At 67.6% G+C, this 15,761-nt stretch carries 11 protein-coding genes; 3 read left to right on the top strand and 8 right to left on the bottom strand.

The annotated features are described in order from the left end of the window. The 6 genes from T336_RS0103510 to T336_RS0103485 form a co-directional block, all read right to left on the bottom strand. A complete protein-coding gene (locus tag T336_RS0103510) occupies nt 1-1,071 on the bottom strand; it encodes a peptidoglycan-binding protein (protein ID WP_051647038.1) in 1,071 nt (356 codons plus the stop codon). A gap of 139 nt (nt 1,072-1,210) precedes the next feature. Beyond that, on the bottom strand, nt 1,211-2,473 hold the full coding sequence (locus tag T336_RS0103505) for a Zn-dependent hydrolase (protein ID WP_019702586.1): 1,263 nt from the start codon (nt 2,471-2,473) through the stop codon (nt 1,211-1,213). A gap of 19 nt (nt 2,474-2,492) precedes the next feature. Further along, nucleotides 2,493-3,956: a dihydropyrimidinase gene (hydA, locus tag T336_RS0103500; RefSeq protein WP_026431510.1), complete on the bottom strand. Its 1,464-nt coding sequence runs from the start codon at nt 3,954-3,956 to the stop codon at nt 2,493-2,495. Nucleotides 3,957-3,991: 35 nt separating this feature from the next. Continuing rightward, complete coding sequence (locus T336_RS0103495; RefSeq protein WP_035225243.1) at nt 3,992-5,494, bottom strand: NCS1 family nucleobase:cation symporter-1; 1,503 nt, start codon at nt 5,492-5,494, stop codon at nt 3,992-3,994. A 17-nt stretch (nt 5,495-5,511) separates the two neighbouring features. Continuing rightward, nucleotides 5,512-6,861: an NAD-dependent dihydropyrimidine dehydrogenase subunit PreA gene (preA, locus tag T336_RS0103490; protein WP_026431508.1), complete on the bottom strand. Its 1,350-nt coding sequence runs from the start codon at nt 6,859-6,861 to the stop codon at nt 5,512-5,514. Nucleotides 6,862-6,909: 48 nt separating this feature from the next. After that, a complete protein-coding gene (locus T336_RS0103485) occupies nt 6,910-8,265 on the bottom strand; it encodes an NAD(P)-dependent oxidoreductase (protein ID WP_026431507.1) in 1,356 nt (451 codons plus the stop codon). 360 nt (nt 8,266-8,625) lie between these two features. Here T336_RS0103485 and T336_RS0103480 point away from each other — a divergent pair, with 360 nt between their 5' ends. From T336_RS0103480 to T336_RS0103470, 3 genes are all read left to right on the top strand, one after another. After that, nucleotides 8,626-9,330: a TetR/AcrR family transcriptional regulator gene (locus T336_RS0103480; protein WP_050858896.1), complete on the top strand. Its 705-nt coding sequence runs from the start codon at nt 8,626-8,628 to the stop codon at nt 9,328-9,330. A 77-nt stretch (nt 9,331-9,407) separates the two neighbouring features. Then, nucleotides 9,408-11,411 carry a tetratricopeptide repeat protein gene (locus T336_RS0103475; RefSeq protein WP_026431506.1) on the top strand — a complete coding sequence of 668 codons (2,004 nt, stop codon included), beginning with the start codon at nt 9,408-9,410 and terminating at the stop codon, nt 11,409-11,411. A gap of 34 nt (nt 11,412-11,445) precedes the next feature. Further along, on the top strand, nt 11,446-13,299 hold the full coding sequence (locus T336_RS0103470; RefSeq protein ID WP_035225219.1) for a glycosyltransferase: 1,854 nt from the start codon (nt 11,446-11,448) through the stop codon (nt 13,297-13,299). A gap of 43 nt (nt 13,300-13,342) precedes the next feature. Here T336_RS0103470 and T336_RS0103465 read toward each other — a convergent pair whose 3' ends face one another. Both T336_RS0103465 and T336_RS0103460 read right to left on the bottom strand, forming a co-directional pair. Further along, on the bottom strand, nt 13,343-14,467 hold the full coding sequence (locus tag T336_RS0103465) for a glycosyltransferase (RefSeq protein WP_026431504.1): 1,125 nt from the start codon (nt 14,465-14,467) through the stop codon (nt 13,343-13,345). After that, nucleotides 14,464-15,603 (bottom strand): glycosyltransferase family protein, encoded by a 1,140-nt coding sequence (locus T336_RS0103460; RefSeq protein ID WP_026431503.1) that lies wholly within the window; start codon nt 15,601-15,603, stop codon nt 14,464-14,466. The genes T336_RS0103465 and T336_RS0103460 overlap by 4 nt, the downstream gene beginning before the upstream one ends. Nucleotides 15,604-15,761: the final 158 nt, after the last annotated feature.

The following is a 15,761-nucleotide window of genomic DNA, read 5'->3' as shown; positions in this document are numbered from 1 at the left end:
TCAGCGCGAGAGCGCGTCGGTGGTGGCCGAGTCCAGGCGGCCCGTCACCGGCAGGCCCTTGTCCTTCTGGAAGGCCCGCAGCCCGTTCGCCGTCTTCGCGCCCATGCCGCCGTCCGGCGCGCCCACGTCGTAGCCCAGCGCATTGAGCCGTGCCTGTGCCTCGCGCACCGACATCGATGCGCCCGCCTTCGTCTGCGACGGCGCAGCGCCGCCGTCCACGCCCAGCCGGCCGCCGCCGCCCAGGCCCTGGCCCTGGACCTTCTGCGCCTTGTAGTTGCGCAGCGCCATGACCATCTGGTTGTATGCGTCCATGAACGCAGCCGTCAGCACCTTGCCCTGCGAGGTGTTCTGGTAGCCGCCCAGCCGCCCGCCTGCGGAACTGCCGAACAGGCTGCCGAAGCCTGCGAAGTCGCTCTTGGAGGCGCTGCCCTCCGATACCGACACCTGCACGCCCGAGCGGTTGTCCACCAGCGTCAGCATCGCGCTGGCCTCGCGCGTCTTCAGCGATCCGCCCAGCTGGCCCAGCACCTGTCCGCCCCCGCCGCCGATGAGCGCACCCAGCGCACCGCCGATGCCGCCCGCGTCGCTGTTGGAGAACACGATCTCCGGCGACATGCCGTAATCCGACGCCACCATCTGGCCCTGCCCGAAGCTGCTGCCGCCGCGCATCTCGCCCGACTGCATGATCGCGCGCTCACGGTTCATCGCGCCCATGCCGGTCACGCTGCGCTCGACCACCACGAAACAGTTCGATTGCTGGATCAGCAGGCGCAGCAGGTTGGACGTCGGCGGCAGGCGGTATTCGTTGCGCAGGATGGTGTACCAGCCCGCGTCCTGGTTCTCCACCAGCGACACCGTGCCCAGGGGCGAAGAGCAATGCTCCAGCTGGGTGTTCGCGTTCGCCGACGACTCCCCGGCGGCCGCGCCCGTGGCTACCGTCTTGGATTCCGCGCTGCCCATGCGCATGCCCGTGGTTTCGCAGCCGGCCAGCAGGGCGGCGGACAGGGTGGCGGCCAGCAGGGTGCCGGCGCGCAGGAAAGAGAAGGACGACGGGGTCGAGGACGGATTCATGATGGACAAGGAAAAAGGAGATGGCAAAGGGTCGGACGTTATGGGAGCCCGCGCCCCTCGCCAACCCGACCACCGAAGGAAATATGCAACAAAGTGCATATTCCACGGACCACCCGGCACGGCGGTTCCGCGCGAGACGCTAGGTGCCGGCTCTCTCCAGCATCGCGTGCAGCAGCACATTGCAGCCAGCGGTGATGTGCTCGGGCTGGGCATCCTCGATCTCGTTGTGGCTGATGCCGTCCTTGCAGGGAATGAAGACCATGCCCGCCGGCGCCAGGCGCGCCATGTACACGGCGTCGTGGCCCGCGCCGGACACGGCGGGCATGTGGGAATAGCCCAGTTGCTCCGCCGCGCGGCCCACGGCTTCCACGCACTCGGCATGGAACGGCTGGGCCGGGTAATTGGAGACCAGATCGATCTGGATGGGCAGCCCCGTTTCCTGCGAGAGCCGGGCGGCCACGGCACGGATGTCCTGGTCCATGCTGTCGCACTCGGCGTCGGTCGCGTTGCGCAGGTCGATGCTGAACTTCACCTGCCCCGGGATCACGTTGCGGCTGTTGGGATGCACGTGCACCATGCCCACCGTGCCGCGGCCGTGCGGCGGATGGCGGTGCGCGCAGGCCACCACCTCCTGCATCAATCGCGTGGCCACCTGCAGGGCATCGCGGCGCAGGGCCATGGGCGTCGGGCCGGCATGCGCCTCCATGCCCGTCACGGTGCAGTCGTACCAGCGGATGCCCAGCACGCCCGTCACCACGCCGATGGTCTTGCCGTGGTCTTCCAGCACCGGGCCCTGCTCGATGTGGGTCTCGAAATAAGCGCCTATGGGATGGTCGCCGGGTTCCTGGTCGCCGATGTAGCCGATGCGTTCCAGCTCGCCCTTCACGGTCTTGCCCTCGGTGTCGGTGGCGGCGTAGGCATGCTCCAGCGTGAAGGCCTTGGCGAACACACCCGAGCCCATCATCACGGGCACGAAGCGGCTGCCCTCCTCGTTGGTCCAGAAGGCGACCTCGATGGGTGCTTCGGTTTCGATGCCATGGTCGTTGAGCGTGCGCACCACCTCGATGCCGGCCAGCACGCCGTAGTTGCCGTCGAACTTGCCGCCCGTGGGCTGGGTGTCGATGTGGCTGCCGGTCATGATGGGCGGCAGGCTGTCGTCGCGGCCCGCGCGGCGCATGAAGACGTTGCCGATCTTGTCGATCGTGACGGACATGCCCGCCTCGCGCGCCCATCGGGTGACGAGGTCGCGGCCCTGCTTGTCCAGGTCGGTGAGCGTGAGGCGGCAGACGCCGCCCTTGGGCGTGGCGCCGATCTGCGCCAGTTCCATGAGCGAATCCCAGAGGCGCTCGCCGTTCACGCGCAACTGGCGGATGTCGGTCTTCTCGGTGGTCGTCGTGTCCATGGGTTGTCCTTGTCCGTTCTCAGGCGCGCGCGACGGCGCTGGGGGCCAGGTCCTGCGCACGCTTGTGCACAGCCTGGAAGTTGGCACCGAAGGCCGGGCGGTGCATGTAGCGGCCCGCGCCCTGCTCGGCGCGCAGGTCGCCCTGCGCGAACACCACGCGGCCCTGGCTGATGGTGTGGCTGGGAATGCCGCGCACGGTGCGGCCCTCGAAGATGTTGAAGTCGCCCTTGCTGTGCTGCGTTTTTGCCGAGAAGGTCTTGGTGCCCTCCGGGTCCCACAGCACCAGGTCGGCGTCCGCGCCCGGGCCCACGAAGCCCTTGCGCGGATAGATGTTGAACAGCTTCGCGGCATTGGCGGAGGTGATCGCCACGAACTCGCTCGGCGTGAGGCGGCCGGTGTTCACGCCGCCGTCCCAGATCGCGGCCATGCGCTCTTCCACGCCGCCCGTTCCGTTGGGGATCTTGGCGAAGTTGTCGCGCCCCATGGCCTTCTGCGCAGCGCAGAAGGTGCAATGGTCGGTGGCCGTGGTGTGCAGCTGGCCCGACTGCAGGCCGCGCCACAGAGCCTCCTGGTGGCCGCCCGAGCGCGGCCGGAAGGGCGGGCTCATCACGTGGGCCGCGGCCGTGGCGAAGTCCGGATCGCGGTACACGCTGTCATCCACCAGCAGGTGGCCGGCCAGCACCTCGCCGAACACGCGCTGGCCGCGCGCGCGGGCCCGGGCGATCGCCTCGGCCGCCTCGGCACAGCTCACGTGCACCACGTAGATCGGCACGCCCAGCACGTCGGCGATGGCGATGGCGCGGTTGGCGGCCTCGGCCTCCACCATGGGCGGACGGGCCAGCGGATGGCCCTCGGGGCCGGTGATGCCCATCTTGGCCACCTCCTGCTGCAGCAGGTAGACCAGTTCGCCGTTCTCCGCATGCACGGTGGGCATGGCGCCAAGTTCCAGCGCGCGCTTGAAGCTGTTCACCAGCGTCTCGTCGTCGCACATGATCGCGTTCTTGTAGGCCATGAAGTGCTTGAAGCTGTTCACGCCCTCCTCGCGCACCAGGGTGCCCATGTCCGCATGCACCTGCTCGCTCCACCAGGTCACGGCGACGTGGAAGGAATAGTCCGCGGCGGACTTCTCGGCCCAGCCGCGCCATTTGCGGTAGGCGTCCATCAGCGGCTCCTTCGGATCGGGGATCACGAAGTCGATGATGGTGGTCGTGCCGCCAGCCAGCCCCGCGGCCGTGCCGGTGTAGAAGTCATCCATCGTCACGGTGCCCATGAAGGGCAGCTGCATGTGCGTGTGCGGATCGATGCCGCCCGGCAGCACATACTGGCCGCTGGCGTCCAGGGTCTGGGTGCCCGCCGGCGCCTGGCCGGCGGCATCGCCGCCCACTGCCGTGATGCGGCCGTCCACGCAGAGCACGTCGGCGCGCTCCTCGCGGTCGGCGTTCACCACGGTGCCGCCGCGGATCAGAAGGGGTGCACTGCTCATCGTCGGTCTCCTTGCAAGATGGGTTGTGGCCGGGCTCAGGCGCGGCGCAGCGGCGCAGCGGCCGACGCGGCGGCGGCATGGCCGGACATGCCGATGCGGTACACCACCGCGGCAATGGCCAGGCCGATGAACCACGCATAGTCGTAGATGTGCCGGAACACCGCGCCCACGTCCGGGAAGCTCGTGGGAAAGGCGGCATGCAGGAAGCCGGGGATGTTGGGCGCCACGCCGAGCGCGAAGGCCGCCACGGCCACCCAGTTCCAGCCCCGGGTATAGGCATAGGGGCCGGTGTCGGCATAGAGCGCCGGTACGTCCAGCCGCGTGCGCCGCACCAGGTAGTAATCCACCATCAGGATGCCCGCCACCGGTCCGAGCAACGCGGAGTAGCCGATGAGCCAGGTGAAGATGTAGCCCTGGGTGGACTCGAGGATCTTCCACGGCATCATCGCGATGGCGATGCCCACGGTGATGTAGCCGCCCACGCGGTAGCTGATGCGCGCGGGGTTCAGCGCCGAGAAGTCGTAGGCCGGCCCGACCAGGTTCGCGGCCAGGTTCACGCTCACGGTGTCGATCAGCAGGATGATGAGCGCGATCAGCACGGCCGCGCCGGTCATGCGGCTCGCCAGGTCCACCGGGTCCCACAATGCCTTGCCATAGATCACCACCGTGGCGGACGTGACGAACACCGCCAGCGCCGCCAGCAGGCCCATGGGCACCGGCAGGCCGATGGCCTGGCCCACCACCTGGTCGCGCTGCGATTTCGCGAAGCGCGTGAAGTCGGGGATATTGAGCGCCAGCGTGGCCCAGAAACCCACCATGGCCGTGAGCGACGGCCAGAACACGGCATGGAACTGCCCGGCCTTCGGCCCGCCCGGCGCGAACTGCGAAGGCTGGTGCAGGATCGGTCCGAAGCCGCCGGCCTTCTCGTAGGCCCACCAGAGCAGCACGAAGCAGATCACGATCTTGATGGGCGCGGTCCAGGTTTCCAGCTTGCGGATCGATTCGATGCCGTGCACCACGAAGTAGAACTGGATCGCCCAGAAAACCAGGAAGCACACCAGCTGGCCGAGGTTGATCCCCAGGCCCGCGATCTTCTCGCCCTCCAGCGGATGGCCGATGAGCACGCCGGCCAGCGTGTAGATCATCATGCCGCCGAACCAGGTCTGGATGCCATACCAGCCGCAGGCCACCAGGGCCCGCAGCAGCGCAGGCAGCTTGGCGCCGCGCGTGCCGAACGAGGCCCGCGCCAGCACGGCGTAGGGAATGCCGTATTTCGCGCCCGCATGCCCGATGAGCAGCATGGGCACCAGCACGATCAGGTTGCCGAGGAACACCGTGCCCACCGCCTGGCTCCACGACATGCCGCCTTCGATCAGGCTCGCCGCCAGCGTATAGGCGGGAATGCACATCACCATCCCGATCCACAGGGCGGCGAAGTGGTGCCAGCGCCAGGTGCGCTGGTGCGCCTGCGTGGGCGCGAGGTCGTCGTTCCAGAGGTCCTGTGCGGCCCCGGAGGCGGGAGAGGATGATGGCGTCATGGCGGCCTCCCCTGCGGTCATGCGGTGACAGCCGCGCCGGCGGGCGCCTGCGCCGTGGCCGAGGGAGCCACCCGGTTCGGATTGTTCGGGTGCGTGGTCCAGTTGGCATATTCGCCGGTCACCGTGCGGCCCGTGCGCGCGTCCACTTCGCCGGGTGCGAGGCTGCGCAGGGTGATGCACTCGGGCACCGGGCAGATCGAGACGCACAGGTTGCAGCCCACGCACTCGGATTCATCCACCTCGAACCTGCGCGCCCCACCCTCCTGGGTGAAGGTGATCGCCTGGTGGGAAGTGTCCTCGCACACCACGTGGCAGCGGCCGCACTGGATGCACGCATCCTGGTTGATCACGGCCTTGTCCACGTGGTTGAGGTCCAGTTCCTTCCAGTCCTTCACTGTGGGCACGGCGCCGCCGCGGAAGTCCTCGATCGTCCTGTAGCCATGCGCATCCATGAAGTTGGACAGCCCGTCGCACATGTCCTGCACGATCTTGAAGCCATAGACCATCGCCGCCGTGCAGACCTGCACGGTGCCGCAGCCCAGGGCGATGAACTCGGCCGCGTCGCGCCAGGTGCTCACGCCGCCGATGCCGCTGATGGGCAGGCCCGCCGTCTGCGCATCGCGCGCGATCTCGGCCACCATGTTGAGCGCGATGGGCTTGACCGCCGGCCCGCAGTAGCCGCCGTGCGACCCCTGCCCGCCGGTGTTCGGGCTCATCGCCATGCGCTCCAGGTCCACGCCCATGATGGAGTTGATGGTGTTGATGAGCGACACCGCGTCCGCGCCGCCGGCCCGCGCTGCACGGGCCGGCTGCCGCACGTCGGTGATGTTGGGCGTGAGCTTCACGATCACCGGCAGGTGCGTGTAGTGCTTGCACCATTGCGTGACCATCTGGATGTACTCGGGCACCTGCCCCACGGCCGCGCCCATGCCGCGCTCGCTCATGCCGTGGGGGCAGCCGAAGTTCAGCTCGATGCCGTCCGCGCCCGTGTCCTCCACCAGCGGCAGGATGCGCTTCCAGCTCTCCTCCACGCACGGCACCATGATCGAGACAATCATCGCGCGGTCCGGCCAGGCACGCTTCACGCGACGGATCTCCTCCAGGTTCACGGCCAGGGGCCGGTCGGTGATCAGCTCGATGTTGTTGAGACCGATCACGCGCCGGTCCTGCGACATGAGGGTGGAATAGCGCGGGCCGTTCACGTTGACCACGTGCGGGTCCTCGCCCAGGGTCTTCCAGACCACGCCGCCCCAGCCCGCCTCGAAGGCGCGGGTGACGTTCACTTCCTTGTCCGTCGGGGGCGCGGAGGCCAGCCAGAAGGGGTTCGGGCTGCGGATGCCGAGGAAATCGCTGCGGATGTCTGCCATGTGCTTCTCCGTTGTCTTTCTCTGGGATCGTGGGGGCGGTGGCGGTTTTCAGCCAGCCAGCAGTGCTTCGTGGATGGACACCGCGGCCACCTTGCCGTGCTCCACGGCCTCCACGGTGAGATCGCGCCCGCCGGCACGGCAGTCGCCGCCCGCCCAGACGCGCGGTACGCTGGTGCGGCCCTCGGCATCGGTGGCGATGCGCCCCTGGCTCAGCGCCACCTCGGCGCCCGCGTATTCGGAGAGATAGCTTTGCCCGATGGCCTTGAGCACCATGTCCGCCTCGAGCGTGAAGAGCTCGCCGGTTTCCACCAGGCGCCCGCCCTGCACCGCCGTGGCCGCGAACCGCATGCCGCGCACCGCGCCGCCTTCGCACAGCAGCTCCTTCGGCGCGGCCCAGTACCGCACGGTGACGCCATTCGTCTGCGCCCACTGCTGCTCCACGAGCGAGGCGGACATGCTCTCCTGCCCGCGGCGATAGACCATGGTCACTTCCTCCGCGCCGAGCTTGGCGGCCTGCACCGCGGCATCCACCGCCGTCATGCCGCCGCCCACCACCACCACGCGGCGGCCCACGGGCAGCGCGGAGAGGTCCTGCGCCTGCCGCAGGTCGGCGATGAAGTCCACCGCGTTGCGCAGCCCTTCCGCCTGCGGCTCGGCGATGCCCAGCGCGTTCACGCCCGCCAGGCCCAGGCCCAGGAACACCGCGTCATAGGCCTGCAGCAGCCCCGCGAGCGTGATGTCGCGTCCCAGCACCTGCCCGCAGCGCGGTTCGATGCCACCGATGGAGAGCAGCCACTCGATCTCCTTCTGCGCGAAGCCGCCCGTGGTCTTGTAGCTCGCGAGGCCGTATTCGTTCAACCCGCCGAGTTTGGGGCGTGCGTCGAACAGCACCACATCGTGGCCCCGCCGCGCCAGTCCGTGCGCGCAGGCCAGGCCCGCAGGGCCGGCGCCCACCACGGCCACGCGCCGGCCCGTGGGTGCGGAGCGCGTGAAAAGCGGCGCGCCCGGCTGCGCGAAATGCGCGTCCGTCGCGTAGCGCTGCAGTGCACCGATCTCCACCGGCTTGTCCTCGTTCACGTTGCGCACGCAGGCCTGCTCGCACAGCACCTCCGTCGGGCAGACCCGGGCGCACATGCCGCCCAACGGGTTGGCCTCCAGGATCGCGCGCGCCGCGCCACGCTCGTTGCCCTGCGCGATGCGGTGGATGAAGGACGGCACGTCGATGCCCGTCGGGCAGGCCGTGGCGCATGGCGCCTCGTAGCAGTAATAGCAGCGCTCGGCCTCGATCAGCGCCTGGGCGCGCGTGAGCGGCGGGTGGGCATCGCCGAAATTCCTGGCGTACTGGGCCAGCTCGAGGCGTGCACCATGCACGCCGCAGCCGGTGCCGGCGGTCGTCGTTTCCATCGGAGGCTCCTGTGGTGTATGAATCCCTGGGAATCGGGATCAGGAAGGCAGGGAGAAGGCAGCCACGCGCACAGGCAGCGCGCGGGGGTCCAGGGCACCCGGACGGAATCCGGGCCGCGATGCCGGTGCGGCGGCGCACCCGGCGCTCCGGGTCGGCAGGAAAGGCGAAGGGGTCATCGTGGTCCTCGCTCGTGGTGGCGGATGCATGTCGCGCCGTTGTGGCTTGCAATTTACCAACCGGTAAAAACTTACCTATTGGTAAAATCCCGGACAGCAAACGCCATGCCAGAAGCGCCCCCTTGGGGAAAGACCGTTTCCGGCCCCCTGCTTCGGCCCACAATGGTGCATATGAGCTCCCGCATGCCGCCGTCCCGCCCAGCCCCCGTGCGTCCACGCACCACCAGCGCACCGTCCGCCGCGCGCCTGCGCAAGGAGCAGGCCATCCTGGTGGAGGCGGAAAGCCAGTTCGCCCAGTTCGGCTTCGAAGGAGCATCGCTGGAGGGCATCGCGGCCTCGGCCGGCATCAGCCGGCACAACCTGCTCTACTATTTCCCGAACAAGGAAGCGCTCTACCGCCGGGTACTGGACGACGTGCTCACCCAGTGGCTGGACGGCATGGAGGAGATGTCGCACGGCGAAGACCCCTCCGAAGCCCTGCGCCGCTATATCCGGGCCAAGCTCCGGTCGTCGCTGGAGCGCCCGAATGCCGCCAAGGTGTTCGCCAAGGAGGTCATCGCCGGCGCGCCGCGGTACGGCGACGTGATCGCAGAACGCGTGGGCCCGGTGCTGCGCAACGACGTGCGCACCTTCGAGCGCTGGGCGCGGGAAGGCCGCATCGCCCGCGTGAACTTCACGCACCTGATGTTCATCATCTGGTCGGTCACCCAGGCCTATGCCGACCAGCAGGCGCAGTTCGCCCTGCTGCTGGACAAGCCGGCCCTGACCGAGCGGGACTACGCGCATGCCGAGGCGCTGATCTGCCACATGGTGCTCGCGGGCCTTGCGCCGGACAGCGCCCCGCCAGGCGGAGCGCCCCACGGCAGCGCTCCCTGCCCCATCGCTTAGACTTCCGCGTCCCGCGGTCGCACGGTGCGCCCGCACGCCCTGCGCCGCCCGCCCGCCGCCGTCACGCACTCACCGCCATGGCCACCAAACCATCCGTCTCCCTCATCGTCTTCGGTATCGCCGTCGTGGCGGCCGTCCTGGCCATCTACCTGCCCGGCTGGGACCACGCGCTGCTGTTCGACGACCTGGCCCTGACCGACGGCACCATCTTCGGCAGCTACGGGAACCTGCTCGCCTTCAAGCAGCGCCTGCTGTCCTACGGCAGCTTCGTCTGGGTGGATGGACTGGCCGGCGCCGGATGGTGGAAGCAGCGCCTCGTGAACATCGCCCTGCACCTGGGCACCGTGGCGGCGCTCTATGCCCTCGTGCGCGACCTGCTCACGCACACACGCTTCCCCGAGGAATTCGAGGCCCAGACGCATTTCGATGCATCCCGGCTCGCCGCAGTGCGCGTGGGCGTGGCGCTCTTCGCCGTCAACCCCATGGCGGTCTATGCGGTGGCCTACCTCGTGCAGCGCTCCATCGTCATGGCCACGTTCTTCGCGGTGCTGGCATGCTGGTGCTTCGTGCGCGGCCTGTCGGGCCGCGGCGCCGCCTGGTATGCAGGCGCCGTGGTGGCCTATGCGGCTGCGGTGCTGTCGAAGGAGCATGCGGTGATGGTGGCAGCCATGGCGGTGCCGCTGTACATCCACGTCAGGCGCCCGGCCTGGCGCACCGTGGCTGCCGTCGCAGGTGTTTCCACCTTGCTGGTCGCGGTGGCGGCGGCTGTTCTGTTCAGCTTTTACGGCGATCTCGTCGGCAAGGTGTTCGACCAGCGCTCGATCGATCTCACGCAGCAGCTGGAGCTGCTCAGCCCCGGCATCACCCAGCGCATGTACCCGCTCAGCATCCTGAACGAGGCCGCCCTGTTCTTCGCCTACGGCCTGCTGTGGCTCTTGCCCAACGTGACGTGGATGTCGGTGGACCTGCACCCCGCCTTCCCTCTCTCGTTCACCGCATTCCCGCAGGTGCTGGGCCTGCTGGGCTATGTGGCCCTCTGGGTCGCGGCGGTATGGGCCGTGCTGCGCCGCCGCGGCGCGCTCAGCCTCGCGGGCGTTGCCCTGCTGTTTCCCCTGCTGCTGTACTTCACCGAATTCGCCACGGTCTGGGTGCAGGATCCGTTCGTTCTCTACCGGAGCTACCTCTGGGCTGTCGCAATCCCCATCCTGATCGCCATCGTGCTCACCGGCTTCAAGCCCCGCGCCATCTACATGCTGGGTGCCATCGTGGGCCTGCTGTTCGCCCTGCTGGCCTTCGAGCGCTCCGCCTCTCTGCGTGACGATTACACCGCCTGGAGCGATGCTGCCGAGAAAACCGACCTCAAGGCTCCCGCAAGCGCGGTAGGCCGCTGGCGCCCCTTCCTCAACCTGGGGTCCTACCACCTGGAACGCGGCTCCATGGCCGAAGCGCAGAGGGCATTCGCCACAGCCGAGGCGCTGGGTGCCCTGCGCGGTACCGCGCGCTTCAACCTGGGCGCGGCACTGCAGCGCCAGAACAAGCATGCAGAAGCCATCGCGGCATTCGATGAGGCGGAAAAACAGGGCTACAAGGACGCCCAGCTCTACTACCAGCGTGGCGAATCCCAGTTCGCGCTGGGGCAGTTCGCTGCAGCGTATGACAGTTTCACCACCGGCATGGCCCAGGCAGGCGAAGGCATGAGCGGCAAGGACGTGGACCGCCTCCGCGAGGCGATGCTGCTGCGCCGGGCCGAATCCGCCATCGGGGCGAACCGGTTCGACGATGCGCTACGCGATTTCTCGACCCTGCAGAAGATGAGCCCGCAAAGCCAGCGCATCGCGCTGGGCACGGGCATGGCGCAGGTCGGCAAGGGAGACGTCCAGGCAGCCATCGCCACCTTCAACCAGATCCTGGCACGGACACCGAATGCCGCAGTGGCCTACTACGGCCGCGCCATGGCCTACCGCGCCGCCGGCAAGCTGGACGACAGCCTGAAAGACCTGGACCGGGCCATTGCGCTGGACCCGCGCAATCCGCAGTACCCGCAGGTGCGCGCGCAGATCGCCGCAGCCCGCAAGAAGTAGGCTGCCACGGGCAATCTGGCAAGAAGACCCCTGCATGGCTCTGCGTGTACTGCACATCGGCAAGTTCTTTCCACCGCACCTCGGCGGTATGGAAACTTTCCTTGCCGAACTGATCGACGCGCAACGGGCCCAGGGGATCGACGCCTTCGCACTGGTGCACGGCACTCCCCTGCCCGGCGATCCCCCGTGGCTCGTGCGGGTTCCGGTGCAGTTCAACCTCGTGTACGCACCGATCGCCCTCGGCTTCCGCAAGGCGCTGGCACGAGCCATCCGCGAGTTCCGCCCTGACATACTCCACTTGCACCTGCCGAACAATTCGGCCCTCTGGGCGCTTACCCTGCCTGCCGCCCGGAAGGTGCCTTACGTCGTGCACTGGCATTCCGACGTGGTGGTATCGGACATCAAGCTCTCCGTGGCCCTTGCCTACATGCTCTACAAGCCGTTCGAGCATGCCGTTCTGGACCGCGCGCACCTCATCTTTGCCACTTCACCTCCCTATCTTGAAGCGTCGTCGGCCCTGCGGCCCTGGCGTGGCAAGTGCTCCATCATCCCGCTGGGCACGAAGCTCCAGCATGCACCGCCGGCGAACGAACTTGCGCCGGCAATGCGCTGGAAAGATGGCACGTCACTACGCCTGCTCTCCATCGGGAGGCTGACCTACTACAAGGGCTTCGAGACACTGGTCCAGGCGGTGCAGGCCCTGCCGGACGTCGAATTGCTGATCGTGGGTGACGGGGAACTGCGCGTGCCCCTGGAAACATTGATACGCGACACGACACCTGAGGGACAGGAGTCCCGGGTAAGGTTGCTGGGGGCCGTACAGGAGTCGGAAAAGCACGCACTGCTGCGCGACTGCGATGTCTTCTGCCTTGCCTCCAGGGAGCGGACCGAAGCGTTCGGCATCGTGCTGCTGGAGGCCATGATGCATCGCAAGCCTTGCATCGTGACCGACCTCCCCGGTTCGGGCATGCCCTGGGTGGTGTCTTACGCGCATGCGGGTCTGCACGTGCCCATCGAGGATGTGGGCAGTTGGCGCAGCACCATTGCACGGCTGCACCATGACCTCCGCCTCAGGCGCCAGTTGGGAGAAGCGGGCCATCAGGCGCTGCTCCAGTCGTTCGACATACGCCGGTGCGAAAGGGCCCTGGCCAGGCAGTACCGGCACGTGGCACCAGAGGAAGCCCGCACGTCGGTCCAAGGCCATCCGCTGGTGGTGATTTCCACACGCAACCACGCGTCCACCATCGGCGCGCTGGTTGCACGGATCCGCTCCCTGGTCTCTGCCGACGTACTCGTGGTGGACAACCGCAGCACCGACGGAACCTGCCACCTGGCCGAGAAGGCCGGCGCCCAGGTACTGCGACCGCTGCTCGCCATGACCACCTGGGGCAGCCTGCAGACCGGGTTGCGCTGCGGGCTGGCGCGCGGATACGAGACGGTTATCACCATCGATGCGGAGGGCCGCTACGAGGTAGAGGAAATTCCGGCATTGCTGGCGCACCGTGTTGCGGCGGATGTCGTCGTCAGCTATTTCCCGGCCCGCAACAGCTGGGTGCGCAACCTGGCCTGGCAGTGGTTCCGCAGGCTCACCGGTTTTGGCTTGAGGGATTTCGTATCCGGCTTCAGGCTCTACAACCGAGCAGCGCTGCAGGTGGCGACTTCCACCGAAGCCACATTGCTGGACTACCAGGACATCGGTACCCTGCTGCTGCTGAGGCGCCGCGGCATGCAAGTGTCCGAGCTGGCGCTGTCGCTGCGTGCCGCGCAGACGGACCGGTCGAACATCTTCCAGTCCTGGCGCAACGCGCTGCGGTACATGGCGGTGTCCACCCTCCTGTGCATCGCGCATGCGCGGTCGGGTGGCAAGGCGCCGGATCGAGCAGCCTGATCGCCGCGGCGGAGCGCCAGCGCTTGCAGCACGCAGTGCCCTGCTATTGCACGCCCGAAGTCCCTATTATTTGCCGCATGCGTTCGATGAACCGCGCCTCGGTGAAACCCTGCGCGCGGGCCATGCATGCCGCCTGCAGACGCGTCCCCTGCGTTGCGCACAAGGCCTCCGTCGCGGTGACAGCTTGCACGAGAGCCCGGGAGTCAGGGGGGCTGTCGATCAACACGCCCGTTTCGCCAGACACCACCGTTTCCAGCAGGCCGCCTTCCGCCACGCCGATGACCGGCTTGCCGGCCGCCATGGCCTCCACCGGTGACATGCCGAAGTCCTCGTCCACGGGCAGATAGATCACGGCACGCGCTCCACCGACCCAGCGGCGCAACGCTTCATCCGATTGCCAGCCCGTGAAGACGATGTGGGGCGCGCCAGCCGCCATGGCCTGCAACCGGTCCGCCTCGGGCCCGCCGGAAAGCACGACAAGCCGGCGCTCGGGCATGGCCATGAATGCCTGCACGATGACGTCCACCCGCTTGTTCGCCACCAGCCGCGCAGTGGAGAGATAGTAGCCAGCGTCCTCCAGCGCATGGAAATGCTGCGTGGCAACGGGCGGATACACCACTTCTGCGTCTCGTCCCGTGTAGCGCTGCAGACGCTGGCGCACATTCTCGGAATTCACGAGGATGAGGTCCATCCGCCCGATGGCCGCTTCGTATTGCCGCCGGAACCAGCGCACGAACAACGCATAGAGGGGACGCAGCGGCAACGGGAACCCTTCCAGCGTGCTGTCGTACAAATCGTAGGCAAAGCGGGGAATGGTGTGGCAATAGTAGATGCGCCGGCCCCGCTGCTGGTGATGCACGGCCAGCGGTGCATAGAAGCCGCTATAGATGACCGTCTCGGCATCGTGCAGGCATCGGGCACGCACGCGGAAACACCACATGCTCTCCAGGATCCGCGGTAGCCAGGCCGACCAGCCCCCGCGCAGTTCGTGCACCTGGGCGGACGATGCCTGCAGTACAGGAGCGGCCTGGGGATAGCAACGGCTCACGACCGTACGAAACTCCGGGAACGCTTCGGCCAGGGTCAGCGTCACGCGTTCTGCGCCACCGGCCACCTGCATGAAGTCATAGAGCAGGTAATGCCGGGAAATTGCACCGCCATCCATCATCGGGCCAAAAGCGCCGAGAGGCGCTCCTGCATGTCACGGGCGCGTGCATCCCAGCTGTTTTCAGCGATGAACGTCTTCTGGAACCCAGCCGGCCGTACGGATGCCTGAAAACGGGCCTGCTCAATGGCTTGCACGAAACCATCCACGCCGTTTCCGTAGCACGCCAGGTCCCCCATGCCCTGGCGCAACGCGCCGAGATCCGTGCTCGCTACACCCAGGCCCGCGGCAATGTATTCATAGAACTTCATGGGACGCTCCACGTATCGCATTCGTCCGTCGGCATCCTGAAAAGGAATGAGTCCGACCTCATACTGCGCGAGGGTGTCCGCCAGCAGGTCCCGGCTCAGGCTGCCCCGCCATTGCAGGTTGGGAGGATCTTCTGGTCCAGGAGCGCCTCCCGGGCCATAGACATCGAATGTCCACCCAGGCATCCGCCTCGCCACCGCCGCAAGAAGCCCTCTGTCGAACCAGGCGGCTATCGCACCCACGTACACGGCACTCCGCGGCCTCATAGCGCCGCCCCTGGAGCCACCTCGGTCAGGCAGCAATCCGGGCTCGACACCATTCGGCATGAGGACGACCTGGGCAGGCGAATGCAGCGACTGGGCATAACCCAACAGTGGCTGCGATACAGCCCAGACTTCCGAGAACCTGCCACTGCCTAGCGTGGCTTCGATCTGGCGCGGGACTATCGGATGCAGGTCCGTGGCAAATCCCCAGGGCCAGTCATTCAGCCGGCAGATGTTCACGCGCGACCGGACGTGCGGCAACAGCAGGAGGTTCGGGGCCACGTCGGTCAGGCACAGGTCATAGCTCGTCTCCCGCAGCCGTTGCGGCAACCACTTGCCATAGGCTGTCAATTGCCATCCATACCGCAGAAACCAGCGATGGGCGGGAAAAGGAGCACGTACGCTCCACTCGACCAGTCCCGGGGCCAGCCGGCTGGCATGCCTCCACCTCCATGCGCGGCCCAGCCGGGCGTGGCGCTGCCGCCCAATGAGGTCCAAAGGCGATGACAACGTCGGCACGTAGTCCACTTGCCAGCCGTTTGCGGCAAGTGCATGCGCCAAGTACTGCGAGCCGACCTTGGTGCCGCCATCAATGAATGATTGGGTGCTGAGAATGAGCGCGCGCATGTCAGTAAGCCCTATCCATAGGCAACATTCCGCAGTGCCAGGCGAGGCACCTTCCCGCACCGCAGCGATAGTGCGTCGCACCGAGGCCTGTACAGGCGCGGAAGCCCAGGACAGCGGCACGGCCGGCCGATGCTGCAGCAGGGCAGGAAGCCACATGG

Source organism: Paracidovorax oryzae ATCC 19882 (assembly GCF_000687165.1).
Taxonomy (GTDB): Bacteria; Pseudomonadota; Gammaproteobacteria; order Burkholderiales; family Burkholderiaceae_C; genus Paracidovorax; species Paracidovorax oryzae.
Note: the sequence above shows the minus strand (reverse complement) of the source record. Positions and strands in the feature narration are given on the sequence as shown.